We start from the raw sequence: 15,054 nt of genomic DNA, 5'->3' as shown, positions 1-15,054 counted from the left end.
CCGGAACCAACCCGCAGACCGTGGATTGCAGTAGACGCCGAACGGAGACCTATGCCTGCAGGCCACTGGACCCTGCCGGCGGTATGGGACATGCACGGCCTCTGAGATGCCTCACCGGCCGGCCTCACCGCCGTCCAATCCCAGGAAGCGATCGTTCGTGCCGAATTCAGGACCGATGCAGACGTTCGATACGACCACCACCACCCTGCCGACCCTGCGGCGCGGCTCGCAATTGCACGAGACCGAGAGGCGGCTGAACGCAGTCCTGAACAATGCGTCCGTCGCGATCTTCCTGATGGATGACCGGCAGCACTGCGTCTACATGAACCGGGCGGCCGAACTGCTCACCGGCTTCACCCTGCCGGAGGTGCTCGCTCGCGACTGCCCCTTGCACGACATCGTGCATCACACCTATCCAGACGGGCGACCCTTCCCGCTCGCCGAATGCGCCATCGATCGGGCTTTCCCGGAGAACAACCAGGAGCGCGGCGAGGAGGTCTTCGTGCACAAGGACGGGCACTTCTACCCCGTCGGCTTCACAGCGAGCCCGATTCGCGACGACGAGGCGCGGATCATCGGTACGATCATTGAGGTTCGCGACATCACCGAGGAAAAGGCTGCGGCCGAGCGCCAGCGGCTGCTCACCAACGAGTTGAACCACCGGGTCAAGAACACTCTGGCCACGGTCCAGTCGATCGCCGCGCAGACATTTCGGGGCAAGACCGACACGGTGGCGCGTCAGACGTTCGACGCTCGCATGGTTGCCCTTTCGAATACCCACAACGTACTGACTGCGGAGAATTGGGAGAGTGCCAGCCTGCGCAGCGTCGTCGAGGGCGCGCTCGCCCCGCATGCTCTCGCGGAGGTGGAAACCGGTCGGTTCGATCTCGTCGGCCCGGACACCCGCCTGCACCCGAAGGTCGCCGTGACCTTGGCGATGGCGCTTCACGAACTCATGACCAACGCTGCGAAGTATGGCGCGCTCTCGGTTCCCGAGGGGCGGGTCAGCGTTCGCTGGACCCTGGAGCCGGCGGGCGACGGCGAACGACTCGACCTCGTCTGGACGGAAACCGGCGGGCCGACCGTCACCGAACCCGCCCGCAAGGGCTTCGGCAGCCGGCTGATCGAGCGGCAGCTGCCGATGGAGTTCGACGGCACCGCGACGCTGACGTTCGCGCCGGCCGGTGTGACGTGCCACCTGCAGATTCCGCTGACAGCGCTGGGCTGGCACGGCCAGGACCTCGTGACGGGACGGACCGGTCGATGAGTGCCCTTGAGGGGCGACGCGTCCTGCTGGTCGAGGATGAGAGCCTTGTCGCCATGCTCGGCGAGGACATGCTGCTCGACCTCGGCTGCGAGGTCGAGATCGCCATGCGGCTCGACAAGGCGGTGGCCCTGGCCCGCGGAACGGACCTGGACCTGGCGATCCTCGACGTGAACCTCGGGGAGACCTGTAGCTACGCCGTCGCCGACGTCCTGTTCGAGCGCGGTATCCCGTTCATCTTCGCCACCGGCTACGGTGTCTCCGGTATCGAGCCTGCCTATGGCTCCGTGCCAGTGATGCAGAAGCCCTATCAGATCGCCCAGATGGAGCGGCTGCTGCGCCACCTGCTGACCTGCGAAAGCCTGCCCGCCAAGAACGGCGCGCAGCCGCTCGCCTGCGGTTGCTCGTTCTGGGCCAAGGTCGTCGGTCCACACCAGATCAGGGCGGACTGAACGCACCCGCTGCGGCCTTCGGTCCCCATGCGCTGGCGCTTGTCGGCGGACCTTTCCGACCGATGTTGGGTTCGCCCAATGCGGTGACGAGACAACGAACGCCAGAGCGCATGCAGATCCACCTCGACGCCCTCGGCGGCATTGCCGGCGACATGTTCGCCGCCGCCCTCCTCGATGCTTTTCCGGAACAGGAAGCCGGGGTGCTGGCCAGCATCTGCGCTGCGCTGCCGGAGGTGTCGTGCGAACTTGTCCGGCATAACGACGGCATTCTGTCCGGCCGGCGCTTCCTCGTGGCGCGCCGCGGGAGTGAAGGGGACCGGGCCGAGGCCGGCCATACCCACCGGCATCACGACCACGATCACAACTATGCACCCAACCATGAGCCGGAGCATCACCATGCCGCGAACGCGCACGGCCATCGCCACTGGTCGCGCATACGTGCGGACCTCGAGGCCTCCCCGCTCGAACCGGCCGTGCGAAGCCATGCCATCGGTATCTTCTGCCGTCTCGCCGAGGCTGAGGCACGGGTCCACGGCATCGCCATCGAGGCGGTCGCCTTCCACGAGGTCGGCGCCTGGGATTCGATTGCCGACATCGTGGCGGCTGCGCACCTGATCGCGGCTCTCGATGCCGAGGCCTGGAGCGTGTCGGCGCTGCCCCTCGGGTCTGGGCGGGTCCGCACGCAGCATGGGCCGCTCCCGGTGCCCGCTCCTGCCACGAGCCTTCTCATCGAGGGGTTCGAGACCTTGGATGACGGCGTGCCGGGCGAGCGCGTGACCCCGACGGGGGCGGCGATTCTCCGCCATCTTCGGAATGTCGCACCGCCCCTGGCGGCAGAACCGAGGATTCTGAAAGGATCGGGCATCGGCTTCGGAACGAAGGTGCTGCCCGGCTTGAGCAATTGCTTGCGCGCCGTCGTCTACGAGGCTGCGGCGGCACGGGGGAGCGGCGAGCACCGCGACCTCGGCGTGATCGAATTCGAGGTGGATGACCAGTCGGCGGAGGATCTCGGCATGGGCCTCGACCGCCTGCGCGCGCATCCCGACATCTTCGATGTCGTTCAGATGCCGGTCTTCGGCAAGAAGGGACGGATGATGACCCATGTCCGGGCGCTCGCCCGCGCCAGCGCGATCGACGCGGCGCTGGCCGCCTGCTTTCGCGAGACCACGACGATCGGCCTGCGGCATCGGATCGTCTCTGGCACTGCCCTGCCGCGGCGGATGCATACCGTCGTCGTCGAGGGGCAATCCGTCCGCGTGAAGGTGGTTGATCGGCCGGGCGGGCGTACAGCCAAGGCGGAGGCGGACGACGCGGTCGCTCAGGAAGGCCACGCAGCCCGTGCCAATCTGCGCCGCACCGCCGAGGGCTTGGGGCTCCGGGCCGACTCCGAGGAGGGAGGCGCGGCATGAATAGTGAATTTCTGCTGCGGCTGAATGAGGTCCTGCGGGAGATTGGACCGCTCGCGGTCGCGGTGAGCGGTGGCGTCGACAGCCTCACGCTGGCCGAGACCGCCCATCGCCTGCTTGGTGCCGAGGGGGCGCTGATGGTGCATGCCGCTTCGCCTGCCGTACCGACTGAGGCGACACAGCGCGTCCGGGACGAAGCGGCTCGGGCGGGCTGGTCCCTCCGCGTCGTCGAGGCCGGCGAGTTTGCCGACCCGAATTACCGTGCCAACCCGGTCAACCGCTGCTTCTTCTGCAAGACCAATCTCTACGGGACGATCCGCCAGGTGACCGACCGGACCATGGTGTCGGGCGCTAATCTTGACGATCTGGGTGAGTACCGGCCGGGGCTCGATGCCGCGCGCGAGCACGGTGTGCGCCATCCCTACGTGGAGGCCGGACTCGACAAGGCCATGGTGCGGGGACTGGCCCGCAACCTTGGCCTCGGGGCTGTGGCGGAACTGCCGGCTGCGCCGTGCCTGTCGAGCCGGGTCGAGACCGGAATCCGGATCGAGCCAGAGACCCTTGCCTTCATTCATGCCGTCGAGGGCTTGGTGAGCCGCAGCCTGGAGGCGGGGAGCGGACCGCGCCGTGCCGTGCGTTGCCGCGTCCGAGCGGCCGGGATCGTGGTAGAACTCGACCCCGAAAGCCTCGCTGCTCTCGACGTTCCGCGTCGGACCGCCCTGGCGGCGGAAATTCGCGCCAGCACGCCGGTGAACCTGCCGCAGGCTCCCGTGCGCTTCATGGCCTATCGCACCGGCAGCGCGTTTCTGACGGGCGCGGCCCGATGAGCGTCGCCGACGAATTCGTCCTCGACTTCGCCCGCCCCGAGCGGATCGGCTTGGAAGAGGCGATCTACGCCGCCGGTAAGTCGCCCGTTCAGATCGACGCGATCCTGGAGGCCGCCGCGGCGCGCGGCGCACCGCTCCTGCTGACGCGGCTCGATCCCGACAAGCACGCGGCCCTCGCAGAGTCCCATCGCGCACGGATCGATTACTGCGCGGTGTCGCGCACGGCCATCTTCGGCCAAGCCAGGCCGATGACCGGGCCGGCGCGGATCGGCATCGTCGCAGCCGGCACCTCCGATGTTCCGGTCGCGCGCGAGGCCGAGCGGACCCTGGCCTATCAGGGCCACGCCACGACCCTGTTCGCGGATGTCGGCGTCGCCGGGCTCTGGCGCCTGACCCGACGGCTCGACGAAATCCGCGCCCATCCAATCCTCATCGTGGCCGCCGGCATGGATGCGGCCCTGCCGAGCGTCGTCGGCGGCCTCGTCGCCAGCGCCCTGATCGCGGTACCGACCTCCGTCGGCTACGGTGTCGCCGAGGGCGGCCGCACCGCTCTCGATGCGATTCTCGCGAGTTGTGCCCCCGGGATCACCGTCGTCAACATCGACAACGGTTACGGCGCCGCCTGCGCGGCGATGCGTCTTCTGCAGGCCGCCCGTGCCCTCTCGGATCTCGCGGCCGATGACGGAATACGCGCCTGACATGCCGTACGACACCCGTATCACCCCCCTTCACACCGGAGAGCAGACATGGAACGCCGCAGCTTCCTACAGGGCGCCGCCGCCGGCGCCGGACTCGCCGCCACCAGCAGCGCCGGCGCGGCCGTGACCGCCCCCGGCCTGCTCAATACCCGTCCGAAGGACCCGGCCGACCTGCCCTTCGTCACCGATCCCGGTGAGCGCCGGGGCGAGATGCTCTATCGATCCTTCGGTCGCCATGACGAGAAAATCTCGGCGATCGGTATGGGCGGTTTCCATCTGGGCAAGAACGCGGTCTCCGATGATGAGGCAACCCGCCTGATCCATGCCGGCATCGATCGCGGCATCACGTTCATGGACAATTGCTGGGACTATAACGGCGGCCGCTCGGAGTTGCGCATGGGCGTTGCCCTCTCGCAGGACGGTTACCGTGACAAGGTGTTCCTGATGTCCAAGATGGACGGCCGTACCAAGCAGGAGGCGATGCGGCAGATCGACGAATCTCTCAAGCGTCTGCGCACCGACCGTATCGATCTCGTGCAACACCACGAGATTCTACGCTTCGACGACCCGGACCGGGTCTTCGCCGAGGGGGGCGCGATGGAGGCCTTCGTGGAGGCCAAGAAGGCCGGCAAGCTGCGCTACATCGGCTTTACGGGCCACAAGGACCCACGCATCCACCTGCAGATGCTCGAAGTCTCCGAGGAACGTGGCTTCCAGTTCGACTCGGTGCAGATGCCGCTTAACGTCATGGATGCGCATTTCCGCTCGTTCGGGCACCTCGTGTTGCCCTACCTCGTGCAGCACGGCATCGCAGCGCTCGGCATGAAGACCTTCGGCGATGGGGTCATCCTGAAGAGCGATGCACCGATCAAGCCGCTCGAATACCTGCACTTCTGTCTGAACCTGCCGACCAGCGTCGTGATCACTGGCATTGAAAGCCAACGCGACCTCGATCAGGCGTTCGAAGCTGTCAAGACCTTCAAGCCGATGGACAAGGCGAAGGTCGCCGAGTTGCTGGATCGCAGCAAGCCCTACGCGCTGCAGGGTAAGTACGAGCTGTTCAAGACCTCCGCCACCTTCGACGGAACGGCCAAGAACGCGGCCTGGCTCGGCGAAGACGTGGAGAGCGTGAAGAAGCTTGCGCCCACAATGGAGTGAAGCCGTACGGCCATCTCGGGGCGGTAAGTCGGTACCAGCCGAAAACCTCTACACAGGATCTTTGGTCGCACCACGTCATCCCGGAGCCGCAAACCGGAGCCCCGAGCCCCACACGCCGGCGGTGCAAAGCTTGCCACCGTCGGCGGTTATGGATTCCGGGCTCGCCTCCGGTGCCCCGGACCGACGCGGTGTGATCCGCCATCGTTTTGCTATGCAGAGAGCGGCGTGACGTCGTAGCTTAGGGCAACCCGGTGCGGTCGGCGAACATCGCGGCGATGCTCGCCGGCGGGCCGATCAGCCTTCCTTGAAACCGTAATCCGGCACGCCTTCCTCGTTGCCGTAGTACTTGTACGGCAGGAACTTGCCGGAAAGGTTCATCTTCACCCGGTCGCCCTTGTTGTTGGGCTCGCGCTCCATGGTCATGTTGAAGTCGATGGCTGACATGATGCCGTCGCCGAATTCCTCTTGGATCAGCTCCTTCCAGGTGGTGCCGTAGACCATGACCAGTTCGTAGAAACGGTAGATCAGCGGGTCCGTCGGGGGCATCTGCGCGATCGAGCCGCGATAGGGGGCCTCATTCAGCATCCGTTCCTCGGCCTGGGAGAGACCGAACAGAGCGGCGGCCTTGGCGGCCTGGGCCTTTGGCAGCTTCATCTGGCCCATGCAGGCGGCGGTGATCAGAATTGGAGAGATGCCGCCGATCTCATCTTGGATGTACTTCCAGGTCCAGCCCTTCTCGCGCTTGATGTCGAGCAGTTTCTCGGTGAGGTCTTCGCGCTTCATGACTTGCACTCCGTGCCGGATTGGAAGAGGTGGGTCGAAAGAGGGAAGGTCAGGCGCGCCGGGCGGGAGCAGCGTCCGCCGAGAGGGCGGCGGCATCGGCTTCGCTCAGGCTCGGGCGGATCACCGGCGGATGGCGCGGGTCGTAGCCGACCGGCATCGCGTCCCGCAGCGTTTTCGAACGACTGATTAGGAAGTCCATCAGGTGGTTGCGCAGGGCGTAATAGCCCGGTGCATGGTGCAGCTGCGTGCGGTCCCGGACCTTGGGCAACGGATTCTCGACGATTTCTGCGACCTTGGCCTGCGGTCCATTGGTCATCAGCACGATGCGGTCCGCGAGGTAGATCGCCTCGTCGACGTCGTGGGTGATCATGAAGACGGTCTGGCCAGTCTCGACGCAGATGCGCCGGACTTCGTCCTGAAGCGTCCCCCGCGTCAGGGCGTCGAGCGCCGAGAACGGCTCGTCCATCAGCAGGATCTTGGGATCGATGGCGAGCGCACGCGCGATGCCGACGCGCTGCTTCATGCCGCCGGACAATTCGGACGGGCGCTTGTGCTCGGAGCCCGCGAGTCCGACCGTCGCGATAGCTTTCTCGGCACGAGCGTTCACCTCGGCACGCGAAGCCTTCCGCCACCGCGAAGAGACCGCGTAGGCGACGTTGCCCAGCACCGTACGCCAGGGCAGCAGAGCGTGGCCCTGGAAGATCACCGCCCGGTCGAGGCTGGTGCCCTCGATCGCCTGCCCATCGACGATGACGACGCCCTCGCTCGGAGCCTCGAGCCCGGCGAGGATGTTGAGGACTGTGGTCTTGCCGCACCCGGAATGGCCGATCATGCAGACGAACTCGCCTCGCCGCATCGGCAACCACAGGTTCTCGAACACGGTGGTGCTCTTGCCCCCCGGCGCCGGGTAGCGCCGGGCGATGCCTTCAATGGAGATGAATTTTTCCGCAGACGGCATGGTCTGGGACGACATGCAGGTGTCTCCGGTCGAGTCTGAGGGTCGGGTACGGAAGGGAACCAGGGTGGCCATGGTGCTCATTCCGGAAAGGTGACGAGGCGTTGCGCCCGCGCCAGCACTTGGTCGAGGATCATGCCCACGAGGCCGATGACCAGGATCGAGGTGATCACATTGGTGATCGAGAGGTTGTTCCACTCGTTCCAGACGAAGTAGCCGATGCCGGTGCCCCCCACGAGCATCTCGGCCGCCACGATGACGAGCCAGGCGATGCCGATGGAGATACGCATGCCCGTGAGGATCGTGGGCGCCGCTGCCGGCAGGATCACCGTCACCGCCCGACGGAATGGGCCGACCTCCAGGGTGCGGGCGACGTTCAACCATTCCTTGCGCGTTCCGGCGACCCCGAAGGCGGTGTTGATCAGCATCGGCCAAAGCGAGCAGATGAAGATCACGAAGATCGCCGAGAGCCCGGAATCCTTGATCGTGTAGAGGGCGAGCGGCATCCACGCCAAGGGCGAGACCGGCTTGAGAAGCTGGATGAAGGGGTCGAGGGCCCGGCCCATCAGGGGTGACATACCGATGAGGAAGCCGATCGGGATCGCCACCAGGACAGCGAGGCCGTAGCCCAGCGCCACGCGGCCGATGGAATAGGCGAGCTGGATGCCGAGGCCCTTGTCGTTGGGCCCCCGGTCGTAGAAGGGGTCCTTGAGGTGCTTCCACAGGGTGGCGCCGACGTCGAGCGGCCCGGGCATCGCCGACTTGCCGGTGGTGGCGCTCTGCCCCATCAGGGCCGCGTATTCCGGGTCCATCGCCTCGGTCTTGGCCGTGCCCCCGACGGCGACCTGCCAGGTGAGCAGGAAAGCGAGGAGCAGGGCCAGAGAGACGAGGCCGGCGCGCACTGAGAGGCTGGCGGCCATGGCTCAGCCCGCCCGCTTGATCTTGAAGGACTCGAGGTATTCCTTCGGCTTGGCCGGATCGAAGGTCTTGCCCATCACCACGAAGGTCTTCGTGGTCGTCTCGGGCGGGGTGAGGCCGTTCTGCTTCATCAGCTTGGCGGCATCGGTGGCGAGGTAGACCTTGGCCGCGACGGCCGCATAGTCGACGTCGCCCTTGATCTGACCCCAGCGCTGCATCTGGGTCATGATCCAGACCGCGAAGGACTGCCACGGAAAGGCGTCGAAATCGACGCGATCCGGCACCTTGCGCACGGTGCCGAGCCCGTCCGCGAAGGTCCCGGTCAGAACCTGCTCCACCACCGTGACGGGTTGGTTCAGATAGTTGGCCGGGGCGATCTGCGCGGCGATCTCCTTCCGGTTCTCGGCCTTCGATGCGTAGGTGGTGGCCTCGATGATCGCCCGCAGCAGAGCCGCATAGGTGTTCGGAGTCTGGGTGACGAAGTCCTGCGACGCGGCGAAGGCGCAGCAGGGATGCCGGTTCCAGATCTCCTTGGACAGGAGGTGGATGAAGCCCACGCCGTCATAGACCGCGCGCTGATTCACCGGATCGGGGGCGAGGAAGCCGTCAATGTTATCGGCCCGAAGGTTCGCGACCATCTCGGGCGGCGGTACCGCTCGGATCTGCACGTCGGTGTCGGGGTCGATCCCGGCTTCGGCGAGATAGTAGCGCAGCAGGTAATTGTGCATCGAGTAGTCGAAGGGCACCGCGAGCTTGAAGCCTTTCCAGTCCTTCGGATCGCGCCGGTCCTTGTGCTTCATGGCCAGCGTGATCGCCTGCCCGTTCACGTTCTCCACCGCCGGCATCGTGTAGGGCTGCGGATTCGAGCCGACGCCGAGGGAGATCGCGATCGGCATCGGTGCCAGCATGTGTGCGGCGTCGTATTCGCGGTTCAGCGTCTTGTCGCGGATCACCGCCCAACCGGCGGTCTTCACCACCTCGACGTTGAGTCCCTGCTTCTCGTAGAAGCCCATGGGCTTCGCCATGATGATCGGCGTGGCGCAGGTGATCGGGATGAAGCCGATCTTCAGGTCGGTCTTCTCCGGCTTGGCACCCTGCGCGAAGGCTTCAGCGATGAGGCGGGTGGGGAGGAACTGGCTGACGGCGGCGAGCGCCGTCGCGGCGCCCACGCTGCGCAGGAAAGCGCGCCGCTCCGCATCCTGCGGGAACAGCGCCCGCATCACCGTGCCTTCGACGACGCGTTCGATCCGAGCATCTGCGCTCGGTACGGCTGCGTCGTGTTCACCCTGTGATCTGTGCGTCCCGCACGAGCAGCCGCCTCGACTCAGGCGGTAGGACGCGTCGAAGGGATTGTCGAACAGGGCCATGGCTGCCTCACCGCATAAGGGTGCATGGAAGTCTGCAAACGGTATGCCAACCAGAAAATCGAAATAGATTAAGCGGTAGCAATATCTTAGTAGGTTGATCGACAATCACGAGATATCGTGATCTACGGTATCTCGTGATTTATACAACGATATTTCGTGATCGAGAGGTGACATGGGTGTCGATCTGCTCCGAAGCCCCGACTTCGGTGTCGCTTTCGAGGAAAGCCGCGAGGCGATGTTGGTCCTGGACCCGCAGGCTGACCGGGTCGTCGAGGCCAACCCGGCAGCCGCGGATCTGCTCGGCTATCCCCGTTCATCCCTCCGGGGCATGCTCGCGAGCGCCCTGCACCCGGGGCAGCGTCCCACCCTGATCGTGTTCACCCAGGGCGTCGAGGCGAAGGGGCAATGGTGGACCCACGCACTTACCCCGCGCCACGGAGCAGGGAAGACCCTGCGACTGGAATATGCCGGTTCGCTGCTGACGAGTGCTTCGCCGCTGATGCTGGTGATCCTCGCGGACCTCGACGCGCGCCGCCAGCGTCAGGTGGATGCTCAGGCCGATGCTCACATGCGGGCCGGCCTATCCGAATGGCAGCGGATGGAGCGGATATTTCGCGATATCGAGCGCGAGAACCAATTGATCCTCCGTGCGGCGGGGGAGGGCATCTACGGGGTCAACGCCGAGGGGGTAACCACCTTCGTCAACCCAGCTGCCGAACGGATGCTCGGATGGCCCGCCGCCGAACTCGTCGGCCGGGACATGCATGCCGCCGTCCACCACACGCACCCGGACGGGGCGCATTACCACCACTGCGACTGCCCGATCTACGCCGCGTTTCGCGACGGCGCGGTCCATCAGGTCGACACAGAGGTGTTCTGGAGGCGCGACGGCACCGCATTTCCTGTAGAATACACCTCGACCCCGATCCGCGACCGAGGCCAACTCCTCGGGGCCGTCATCGTCTTCCGCGATATCGGTCCCCGACGTGAGGCCGACGAACGTCTTCGCCAAGCGCTCGCGGAGGTCGATTCGCTACGCGAGCGCCTGGAACTCGAGAACGCCTACCTCAAGGAGGAAATCCGGCTCGAGAGCCACCATCAAGGCATCATCGGCCGCTCACCGGCCATCGAGGCCACTCTGCGGCAGATCGATGTGGTGGCCGGTACTGACGCCACCGTCCTCGTCACCGGGGAATCCGGCACCGGCAAGGAGTTGATCGCCCGTGCGATCCACGAGGCCAGTCGCCGCTGCGGCCGCCCCCTCATTCGTGTGAACTGTGCCGCCGTGCCCCGCGAACTCTTCGAGAGCGAGTTTTTCGGCCACGCGAAAGGTGCCTTCACGGGTGCGGCCCGCGACCGGGTCGGACGTTTCGAACTCGCCGATGGCGGCACGCTGTTCCTCGACGAGGTCGGCGAAATCCCCCTCGATCTCCAGGGCAAGCTCTTACGGGTCCTACAGGAGCGCTCGTTCGAGCGGGTGGGCGAGGAGCGTACCCGCGCGGTCGACGTTCGGTTGATCGCGGCGACGAATCGCGACCTACGCGACGAGGTGCGGCGCGGTCGCTTCCGCGAGGATCTGTATTTCCGCCTCAACGTGTTTCCGATCGCCGCCAGTCCCCTGCGTGAGCGGCCGGAGGACATTCCACTGATTGCGCATCACTTCCTGAAGGGGGCAGCTCGGCGCCTGAACATCGCCGAGCCGCGTCTCACGGAAGGCGATGTCCGTCGCCTCATCCGCTATCCCTGGCCGGGCAACGTGCGGGAACTAGAGAATGTGATCGAACGGGGAGCGATCCTCGCGGTGCGCGGACGGCTCCATCTCGATCTACCGGACGTCGATCCGTTGCCTCGGGGACGGGAGGCCATTGCGCCGATCTCGCTGATGCCGACGCCCTTGACCGAGTTCGAGCGACGCGCCCGCGAACGAGCCGAGATCGAGGCCGCTCTCGCCCAGGCCGGAGGCAAGGTTTTCGGGCCGGGGGGCGCGGCTGAGATGCTCGGACTCAAGCCGACAACTTTGGCGTCGCGGATGAAAGCGCTCGACATCGCCCGCGGAACGTTCCGCGCGCGGCGCTGATGCATGATCCGAAGATCGGTGATCGGGATGCTCGTCCTCTACGCGAACAGCATCGTGTCGGACGGTACATGGACCGTGAAGGCCTTGCCTTCCGCGACCCAGCCCACGCCTGCCGCCCCGTTATTGATGCCTGCGGCTTCCTCGGCGCTTCCCGCGAAGTGATGCAGCCCGGTGACTTTGTTATAGAACCGCTCCAAGGTCATATGACCAGGGCCGGCCGCATCGTCGTAGGCCTGGAATGCGATCCCTTCGTAGTGATAGCTCGATCCCGACGTGATCAGCTGATCGCGCTCCACCACGCTGTCGGTCAGGAAGTGGGTCCCGGTCTTGGTCTCCAGGAACCGGAACACGTCGTGGGTGCCGGCGCCCTTGTCCGGCGTACTCCAGGGACTTCCCTCATAATTGAAGGTCGGCATCGTGCTCTGGATCTGCTGCTTCTCTGTTTGGCTCGTCGTGTAGAAATGATCGCCCGTCTTCGTGTCATAGAAGCGAAAGATCGAATGCGTATCGTCGATCGTCGGCCCCGTAGCTGGAATCGTGGTTTGTGCATTCGCGACAGGAGCGGGAGATGCGACCGGCGTCGGGGACGTGGTCGTGGTCAAGCCGACCTGGCTCGGTGCCACCAACGCCGCCCCTGCACCTCCGGATTGCGATGACAACGACTGAATAATCGACTCACCGTTGGTCAGTTTGAGGGTCGAAAACTTTTCGCCGGCATTCAGATTCATGTTCCAATTGTTGTAAAGATGAGTTGCTGAAGAGGGCATGTAGAAAACGTTGTTGTAATGATAGTCGCCTGTCTGTTTAAAGAACGAGTCTCCGGTATTGAGATACATGGCATTGTCGTGGAATGAGATTTGGCCGGGCTGGTAGGCCGCATCCAAAAAGACACTGGCCATCTGTTTGGTGCTGTTGTTTTGCTCAGCGATGGAGTTGTTGCTGACATCTACGTTGGCGAAAGTGCTCGCGAACGCTCCGCCGCCATTATGGAGCACGAGAAAGCCATTGTTGTTCAGGCTTACATTGTTGGAGATCGAAATATTCGTCAGTGTACTTTTGGGTCCGCCGGCCTCAATGAATCCAACACTGTTTTCGACCCAGTTATGGTGGATCTTGATGTTATCCATACTCCCGAACAATTCGAACCCACCACCGTCATAATTATAATCGTAGCTTTGAGCTTTTCCGTTGACGACCCGATTGTAAGAAATTTCGTTGTTGCTATTTCCTATCAAAACGCCGACTGCGCCGTAGTCGTCGTTTTTGACGTCGGACGTATTCTTCACCATTTTCAGATCGTGGAAATAGCTCTGCGTCACGAGGTTGTTCGTGCCGTTGAGCATGACGCCTTCGCCGACGTTGCTTGCCTCTACGTTTCGGATCGTTACGTTGCTTGTTGTCTTCATGACGTTGATGCCGCCTTGTCCGGCCGCACCAATGTTCAAGCTATCAATCACGATATATTTCGAGTTGGCGATGTTGATCCCGTCCGAATACCCCGTGGCAGTGTTGCTGATGACTGCGGCCGGACCCATACCATAGGTGGTGAAGGTGATGGGTGCGTCCGCGGTACCGGATGCACCGATGGTCAATGCGCCGGTGCCCGGCGTCGACACCGTGTAGGCGGTACCCGCCTTGAACGCGACCGTGTCGCCAGCCTGGAGCTTCAGCTTGTTGACCGCATCGAGACTGGCGAATGGTGTATCGGCCGACCGACCGCTATTCTTGTCGCTCGCTGCTGATGAAGATGCGTCCACGTAGTAGATCGTCATCGAACTGTCCCGGAGAACGGTAAAATTGGCTATTGTTGATTCGTAGTTCCGGGTTGCTTACCGAGCGTTAAGCCGCATGCTTAAGCAATTCTTGTCGAGCTAATTTCAGTTGTCGGATCGCTGATCGCGCCGGCGGTTGCCCAAGTCTTGAGACGTGCGGCATCGCACGGCATGTGAATTAAACGGTGCCTGGTCCCGACCCGAAGTCGCTCCGTGACGCCTCTCGTCGATACGAAGCCGGGAGGGTGTTTTCCGCTCGACGAAGCGGATCCTCGGATCGCCTCCGGCATCAGGAAGTCACCGCCAGGGGCAAATCCGCTGGAGCGATTCGGGCGAGGGGTCAGCGCTTCAGAAATTTGCTCAGCGTTCTCTTCGAAAAGAAAACTGGAAGTCGGCTGCAGCCGACCTGTCGAAGTCGATGTCGCAGCCCCGAATGCCCTCAAGGCTTACTTTCTCCGGAGTCCAGGATCGCTCCCTCCTTCTCGATGCACATTCCTGGTCGGCGCCGGATTGCTACCACTATCGACAACGTTGCTCGGGCAATCCACGATGACCGACACGCTTCGAGCTGCCGAATTGCTGCGCCGGCCGATTCCTTCGCTTGGCGAGATCTTGCTTGCGATCGGTATCGGCACCTCGCGGCGCTGCGAGGTGCATCGGCGTGCGCGGGCCTCGGGGCTACGACGGCGCCGAGAAGCTGATCGGACGCAAACGCGTCACGCTGGTCGATGCCGAGGGGTACGTCCTGACGCTCGCCGTGGTGCCCGGCCAACGTACAGGATCGCGACACACTGCCGGCCCTCGATGACGGCAGCCAGAGGAGACCCAGCCTGCGTCTGGCCCTCCTCGACGGCGCCTTCACGGCCGAGCGCTGCCAGGAGTCGTGCGACCTTCACGGCATGCCCATCGGATCGTCGAGAAGCTGCCGGATCAGAAGGGCTTCGTCGTGCTGGGACGGCGCTGGCTCGTCGAGCGGAGCTTCGGCTGGCTCGGCCACTGGGGCGGTCTGCACCGCAAGCGAGCCGGCCGACTCGATGCCGCAACCCGTCGTCTCGCCTGCGTCGCCAGCCTTATGGCCGCCAACGCCCTCGACAATCCAGCCAAAAACAAACACCTCAAGCCGGCTCTGAGATCGGTTAGCAGCACCGCACCCGCCCAGAGGTGCGCTTCGACTTGCCGGGTCCTATTCCGACACCTGGATCGCCCCTCGCGATCTGGAGAAGGAGGCTATGGACAACGCTGGGTCTATCGACCGCGCCCGGATGGTTGTGCTCTCAGGCTCGCTCGAACACAGAAGCAATCATCGGCAGTACGCTTCCGGAGGAAGCGTCTCTGTTGTGGACATCTCTTACCTGTGATGCGCATGTCTGGCATGTT

The 15,054-nt window shown here is 64.3% G+C and carries 13 protein-coding genes; 7 read left to right on the top strand and 6 right to left on the bottom strand.

Annotation, left to right across the window (positions count from 1 at the left end; translation table 11 throughout):
- Positions 1 to 175: 175 nt before the first annotated feature.
- The 6 genes from AC3WLN_RS00150 (at position 176) to AC3WLN_RS00125 (ending at position 5,805) form a co-directional block, all read left to right on the top strand.
- A complete protein-coding gene (locus AC3WLN_RS00150; RefSeq protein WP_492478813.1) occupies positions 176 to 1,267 on the top strand; it encodes a sensor histidine kinase in 1,092 nt (363 codons plus the stop codon).
- Positions 1,264 to 1,716: a response regulator gene (locus AC3WLN_RS00145; protein ID WP_492478812.1), complete on the top strand. Its 453-nt coding sequence runs from the start codon at positions 1,264 to 1,266 to the stop codon at positions 1,714 to 1,716. Before AC3WLN_RS00150 ends, AC3WLN_RS00145 begins: the two co-directional genes overlap by 4 nt.
- Positions 1,717 to 1,826: 110 nt before the next feature.
- The gene (gene larC, locus AC3WLN_RS00140; protein WP_492478811.1) at positions 1,827 to 3,125 is read left to right on the top strand and encodes a nickel pincer cofactor biosynthesis protein LarC; all 1,299 of its coding nucleotides are present in this window, start codon (positions 1,827 to 1,829) and stop codon (positions 3,123 to 3,125) included.
- On the top strand, positions 3,122 to 3,949 hold the full coding sequence (larE, locus tag AC3WLN_RS00135) for an ATP-dependent sacrificial sulfur transferase LarE (protein ID WP_492478809.1): 828 nt from the start codon (positions 3,122 to 3,124) through the stop codon (positions 3,947 to 3,949). Before larC ends, larE begins: the two co-directional genes overlap by 4 nt.
- Positions 3,946 to 4,647, top strand: coding sequence for a nickel pincer cofactor biosynthesis protein LarB (gene larB, locus AC3WLN_RS00130; protein WP_492478808.1), 702 nt, complete (start codon positions 3,946 to 3,948; stop codon positions 4,645 to 4,647). Before larE ends, larB begins: the two co-directional genes overlap by 4 nt.
- A gap of 48 nt (positions 4,648 to 4,695) precedes the next feature.
- Positions 4,696 to 5,805, top strand: coding sequence for an aldo/keto reductase (locus AC3WLN_RS00125; protein WP_492478807.1), 1,110 nt, complete (start codon positions 4,696 to 4,698; stop codon positions 5,803 to 5,805).
- Positions 5,806 to 6,099: 294 nt separating this feature from the next.
- Here AC3WLN_RS00125 and cynS read toward each other — a convergent pair whose 3' ends face one another.
- Genes cynS through AC3WLN_RS00105 form a run of 4 tightly spaced genes read right to left on the bottom strand, consistent with a single transcriptional unit; the run spans position 6,100 to position 9,828 of the window.
- The gene (gene cynS / locus AC3WLN_RS00120) at positions 6,100 to 6,588 is read right to left on the bottom strand and encodes a cyanase (RefSeq protein WP_492478805.1); all 489 of its coding nucleotides are present in this window, start codon (positions 6,586 to 6,588) and stop codon (positions 6,100 to 6,102) included.
- A gap of 49 nt (positions 6,589 to 6,637) precedes the next feature.
- Positions 6,638 to 7,618 (bottom strand): ABC transporter ATP-binding protein, encoded by a 981-nt coding sequence (locus AC3WLN_RS00115; RefSeq protein ID WP_492478804.1) that lies wholly within the window; start codon positions 7,616 to 7,618, stop codon positions 6,638 to 6,640.
- A 5-nt stretch (positions 7,619 to 7,623) separates the two neighbouring features.
- Complete coding sequence (gene ntrB / locus AC3WLN_RS00110) at positions 7,624 to 8,463, bottom strand: nitrate ABC transporter permease (protein WP_492478803.1); 840 nt, start codon at positions 8,461 to 8,463, stop codon at positions 7,624 to 7,626.
- A gap of 3 nt (positions 8,464 to 8,466) precedes the next feature.
- A complete protein-coding gene (locus AC3WLN_RS00105; RefSeq protein ID WP_492478802.1) occupies positions 8,467 to 9,828 on the bottom strand; it encodes a CmpA/NrtA family ABC transporter substrate-binding protein in 1,362 nt (453 codons plus the stop codon).
- A 172-nt stretch (positions 9,829 to 10,000) separates the two neighbouring features.
- On the opposite strand from AC3WLN_RS00105, the gene AC3WLN_RS00100 reads away from it, so the two are divergent.
- Positions 10,001 to 11,905 carry a sigma 54-interacting transcriptional regulator gene (locus AC3WLN_RS00100; protein ID WP_492478801.1) on the top strand — a complete coding sequence of 635 codons (1,905 nt, stop codon included), beginning with the start codon at positions 10,001 to 10,003 and terminating at the stop codon, positions 11,903 to 11,905.
- Between the two features lie 38 nt (positions 11,906 to 11,943).
- Here AC3WLN_RS00100 and AC3WLN_RS00095 read toward each other — a convergent pair whose 3' ends face one another.
- Complete coding sequence (locus AC3WLN_RS00095; RefSeq protein ID WP_492478800.1) at positions 11,944 to 13,677, bottom strand: hypothetical protein; 1,734 nt, start codon at positions 13,675 to 13,677, stop codon at positions 11,944 to 11,946.
- Positions 13,678 to 14,569: 892 nt separating this feature from the next.
- Positions 14,570 to 14,791 carry a hypothetical protein gene (locus AC3WLN_RS00090; RefSeq protein ID WP_492478799.1) on the bottom strand — a complete coding sequence of 74 codons (222 nt, stop codon included), beginning with the start codon at positions 14,789 to 14,791 and terminating at the stop codon, positions 14,570 to 14,572.
- Positions 14,792 to 15,054 lie beyond the last annotated feature (263 nt).

It is taken from the genome of Methylobacterium sp. FW306-05-D, assembly GCF_058782155.1.
This window is presented reverse-complemented; position numbering and strand designations above follow the sequence as displayed.

What these genes read in the sequence shown, in the direction of transcription:
- AC3WLN_RS00150 (WP_492478813.1), top strand. Translation starts at nt 176, where the DNA reads ATGCAGACGTTCGATACGACCACCACCACCCTGCCGACCCTGCGGCGC.
- AC3WLN_RS00145 (WP_492478812.1), top strand. Translation starts at nt 1,264, where the DNA reads ATGAGTGCCCTTGAGGGGCGACGCGTCCTGCTGGTCGAGGATGAGAGC.
- larC (WP_492478811.1), top strand. Translation starts at nt 1,827, where the DNA reads ATGCAGATCCACCTCGACGCCCTCGGCGGCATTGCCGGCGACATGTTC.
- larE (WP_492478809.1), top strand. Translation starts at nt 3,122, where the DNA reads ATGAATAGTGAATTTCTGCTGCGGCTGAATGAGGTCCTGCGGGAGATT.
- larB (WP_492478808.1), top strand. Translation starts at nt 3,946, where the DNA reads ATGAGCGTCGCCGACGAATTCGTCCTCGACTTCGCCCGCCCCGAGCGG.
- AC3WLN_RS00125 (WP_492478807.1), top strand. Translation starts at nt 4,696, where the DNA reads ATGGAACGCCGCAGCTTCCTACAGGGCGCCGCCGCCGGCGCCGGACTC.
- cynS (WP_492478805.1), bottom strand. Translation starts at nt 6,588, where the DNA reads ATGAAGCGCGAAGACCTCACCGAGAAACTGCTCGACATCAAGCGCGAG.
- AC3WLN_RS00115 (WP_492478804.1), bottom strand. Translation starts at nt 7,618, where the DNA reads ATGGCCACCCTGGTTCCCTTCCGTACCCGACCCTCAGACTCGACCGGA.
- ntrB (WP_492478803.1), bottom strand. Translation starts at nt 8,463, where the DNA reads ATGGCCGCCAGCCTCTCAGTGCGCGCCGGCCTCGTCTCTCTGGCCCTG.
- AC3WLN_RS00105 (WP_492478802.1), bottom strand. Translation starts at nt 9,828, where the DNA reads ATGGCCCTGTTCGACAATCCCTTCGACGCGTCCTACCGCCTGAGTCGA.
- AC3WLN_RS00100 (WP_492478801.1), top strand. Translation starts at nt 10,001, where the DNA reads ATGGGTGTCGATCTGCTCCGAAGCCCCGACTTCGGTGTCGCTTTCGAG.
- AC3WLN_RS00095 (WP_492478800.1), bottom strand. Translation starts at nt 13,677, where the DNA reads ATGACGATCTACTACGTGGACGCATCTTCATCAGCAGCGAGCGACAAG.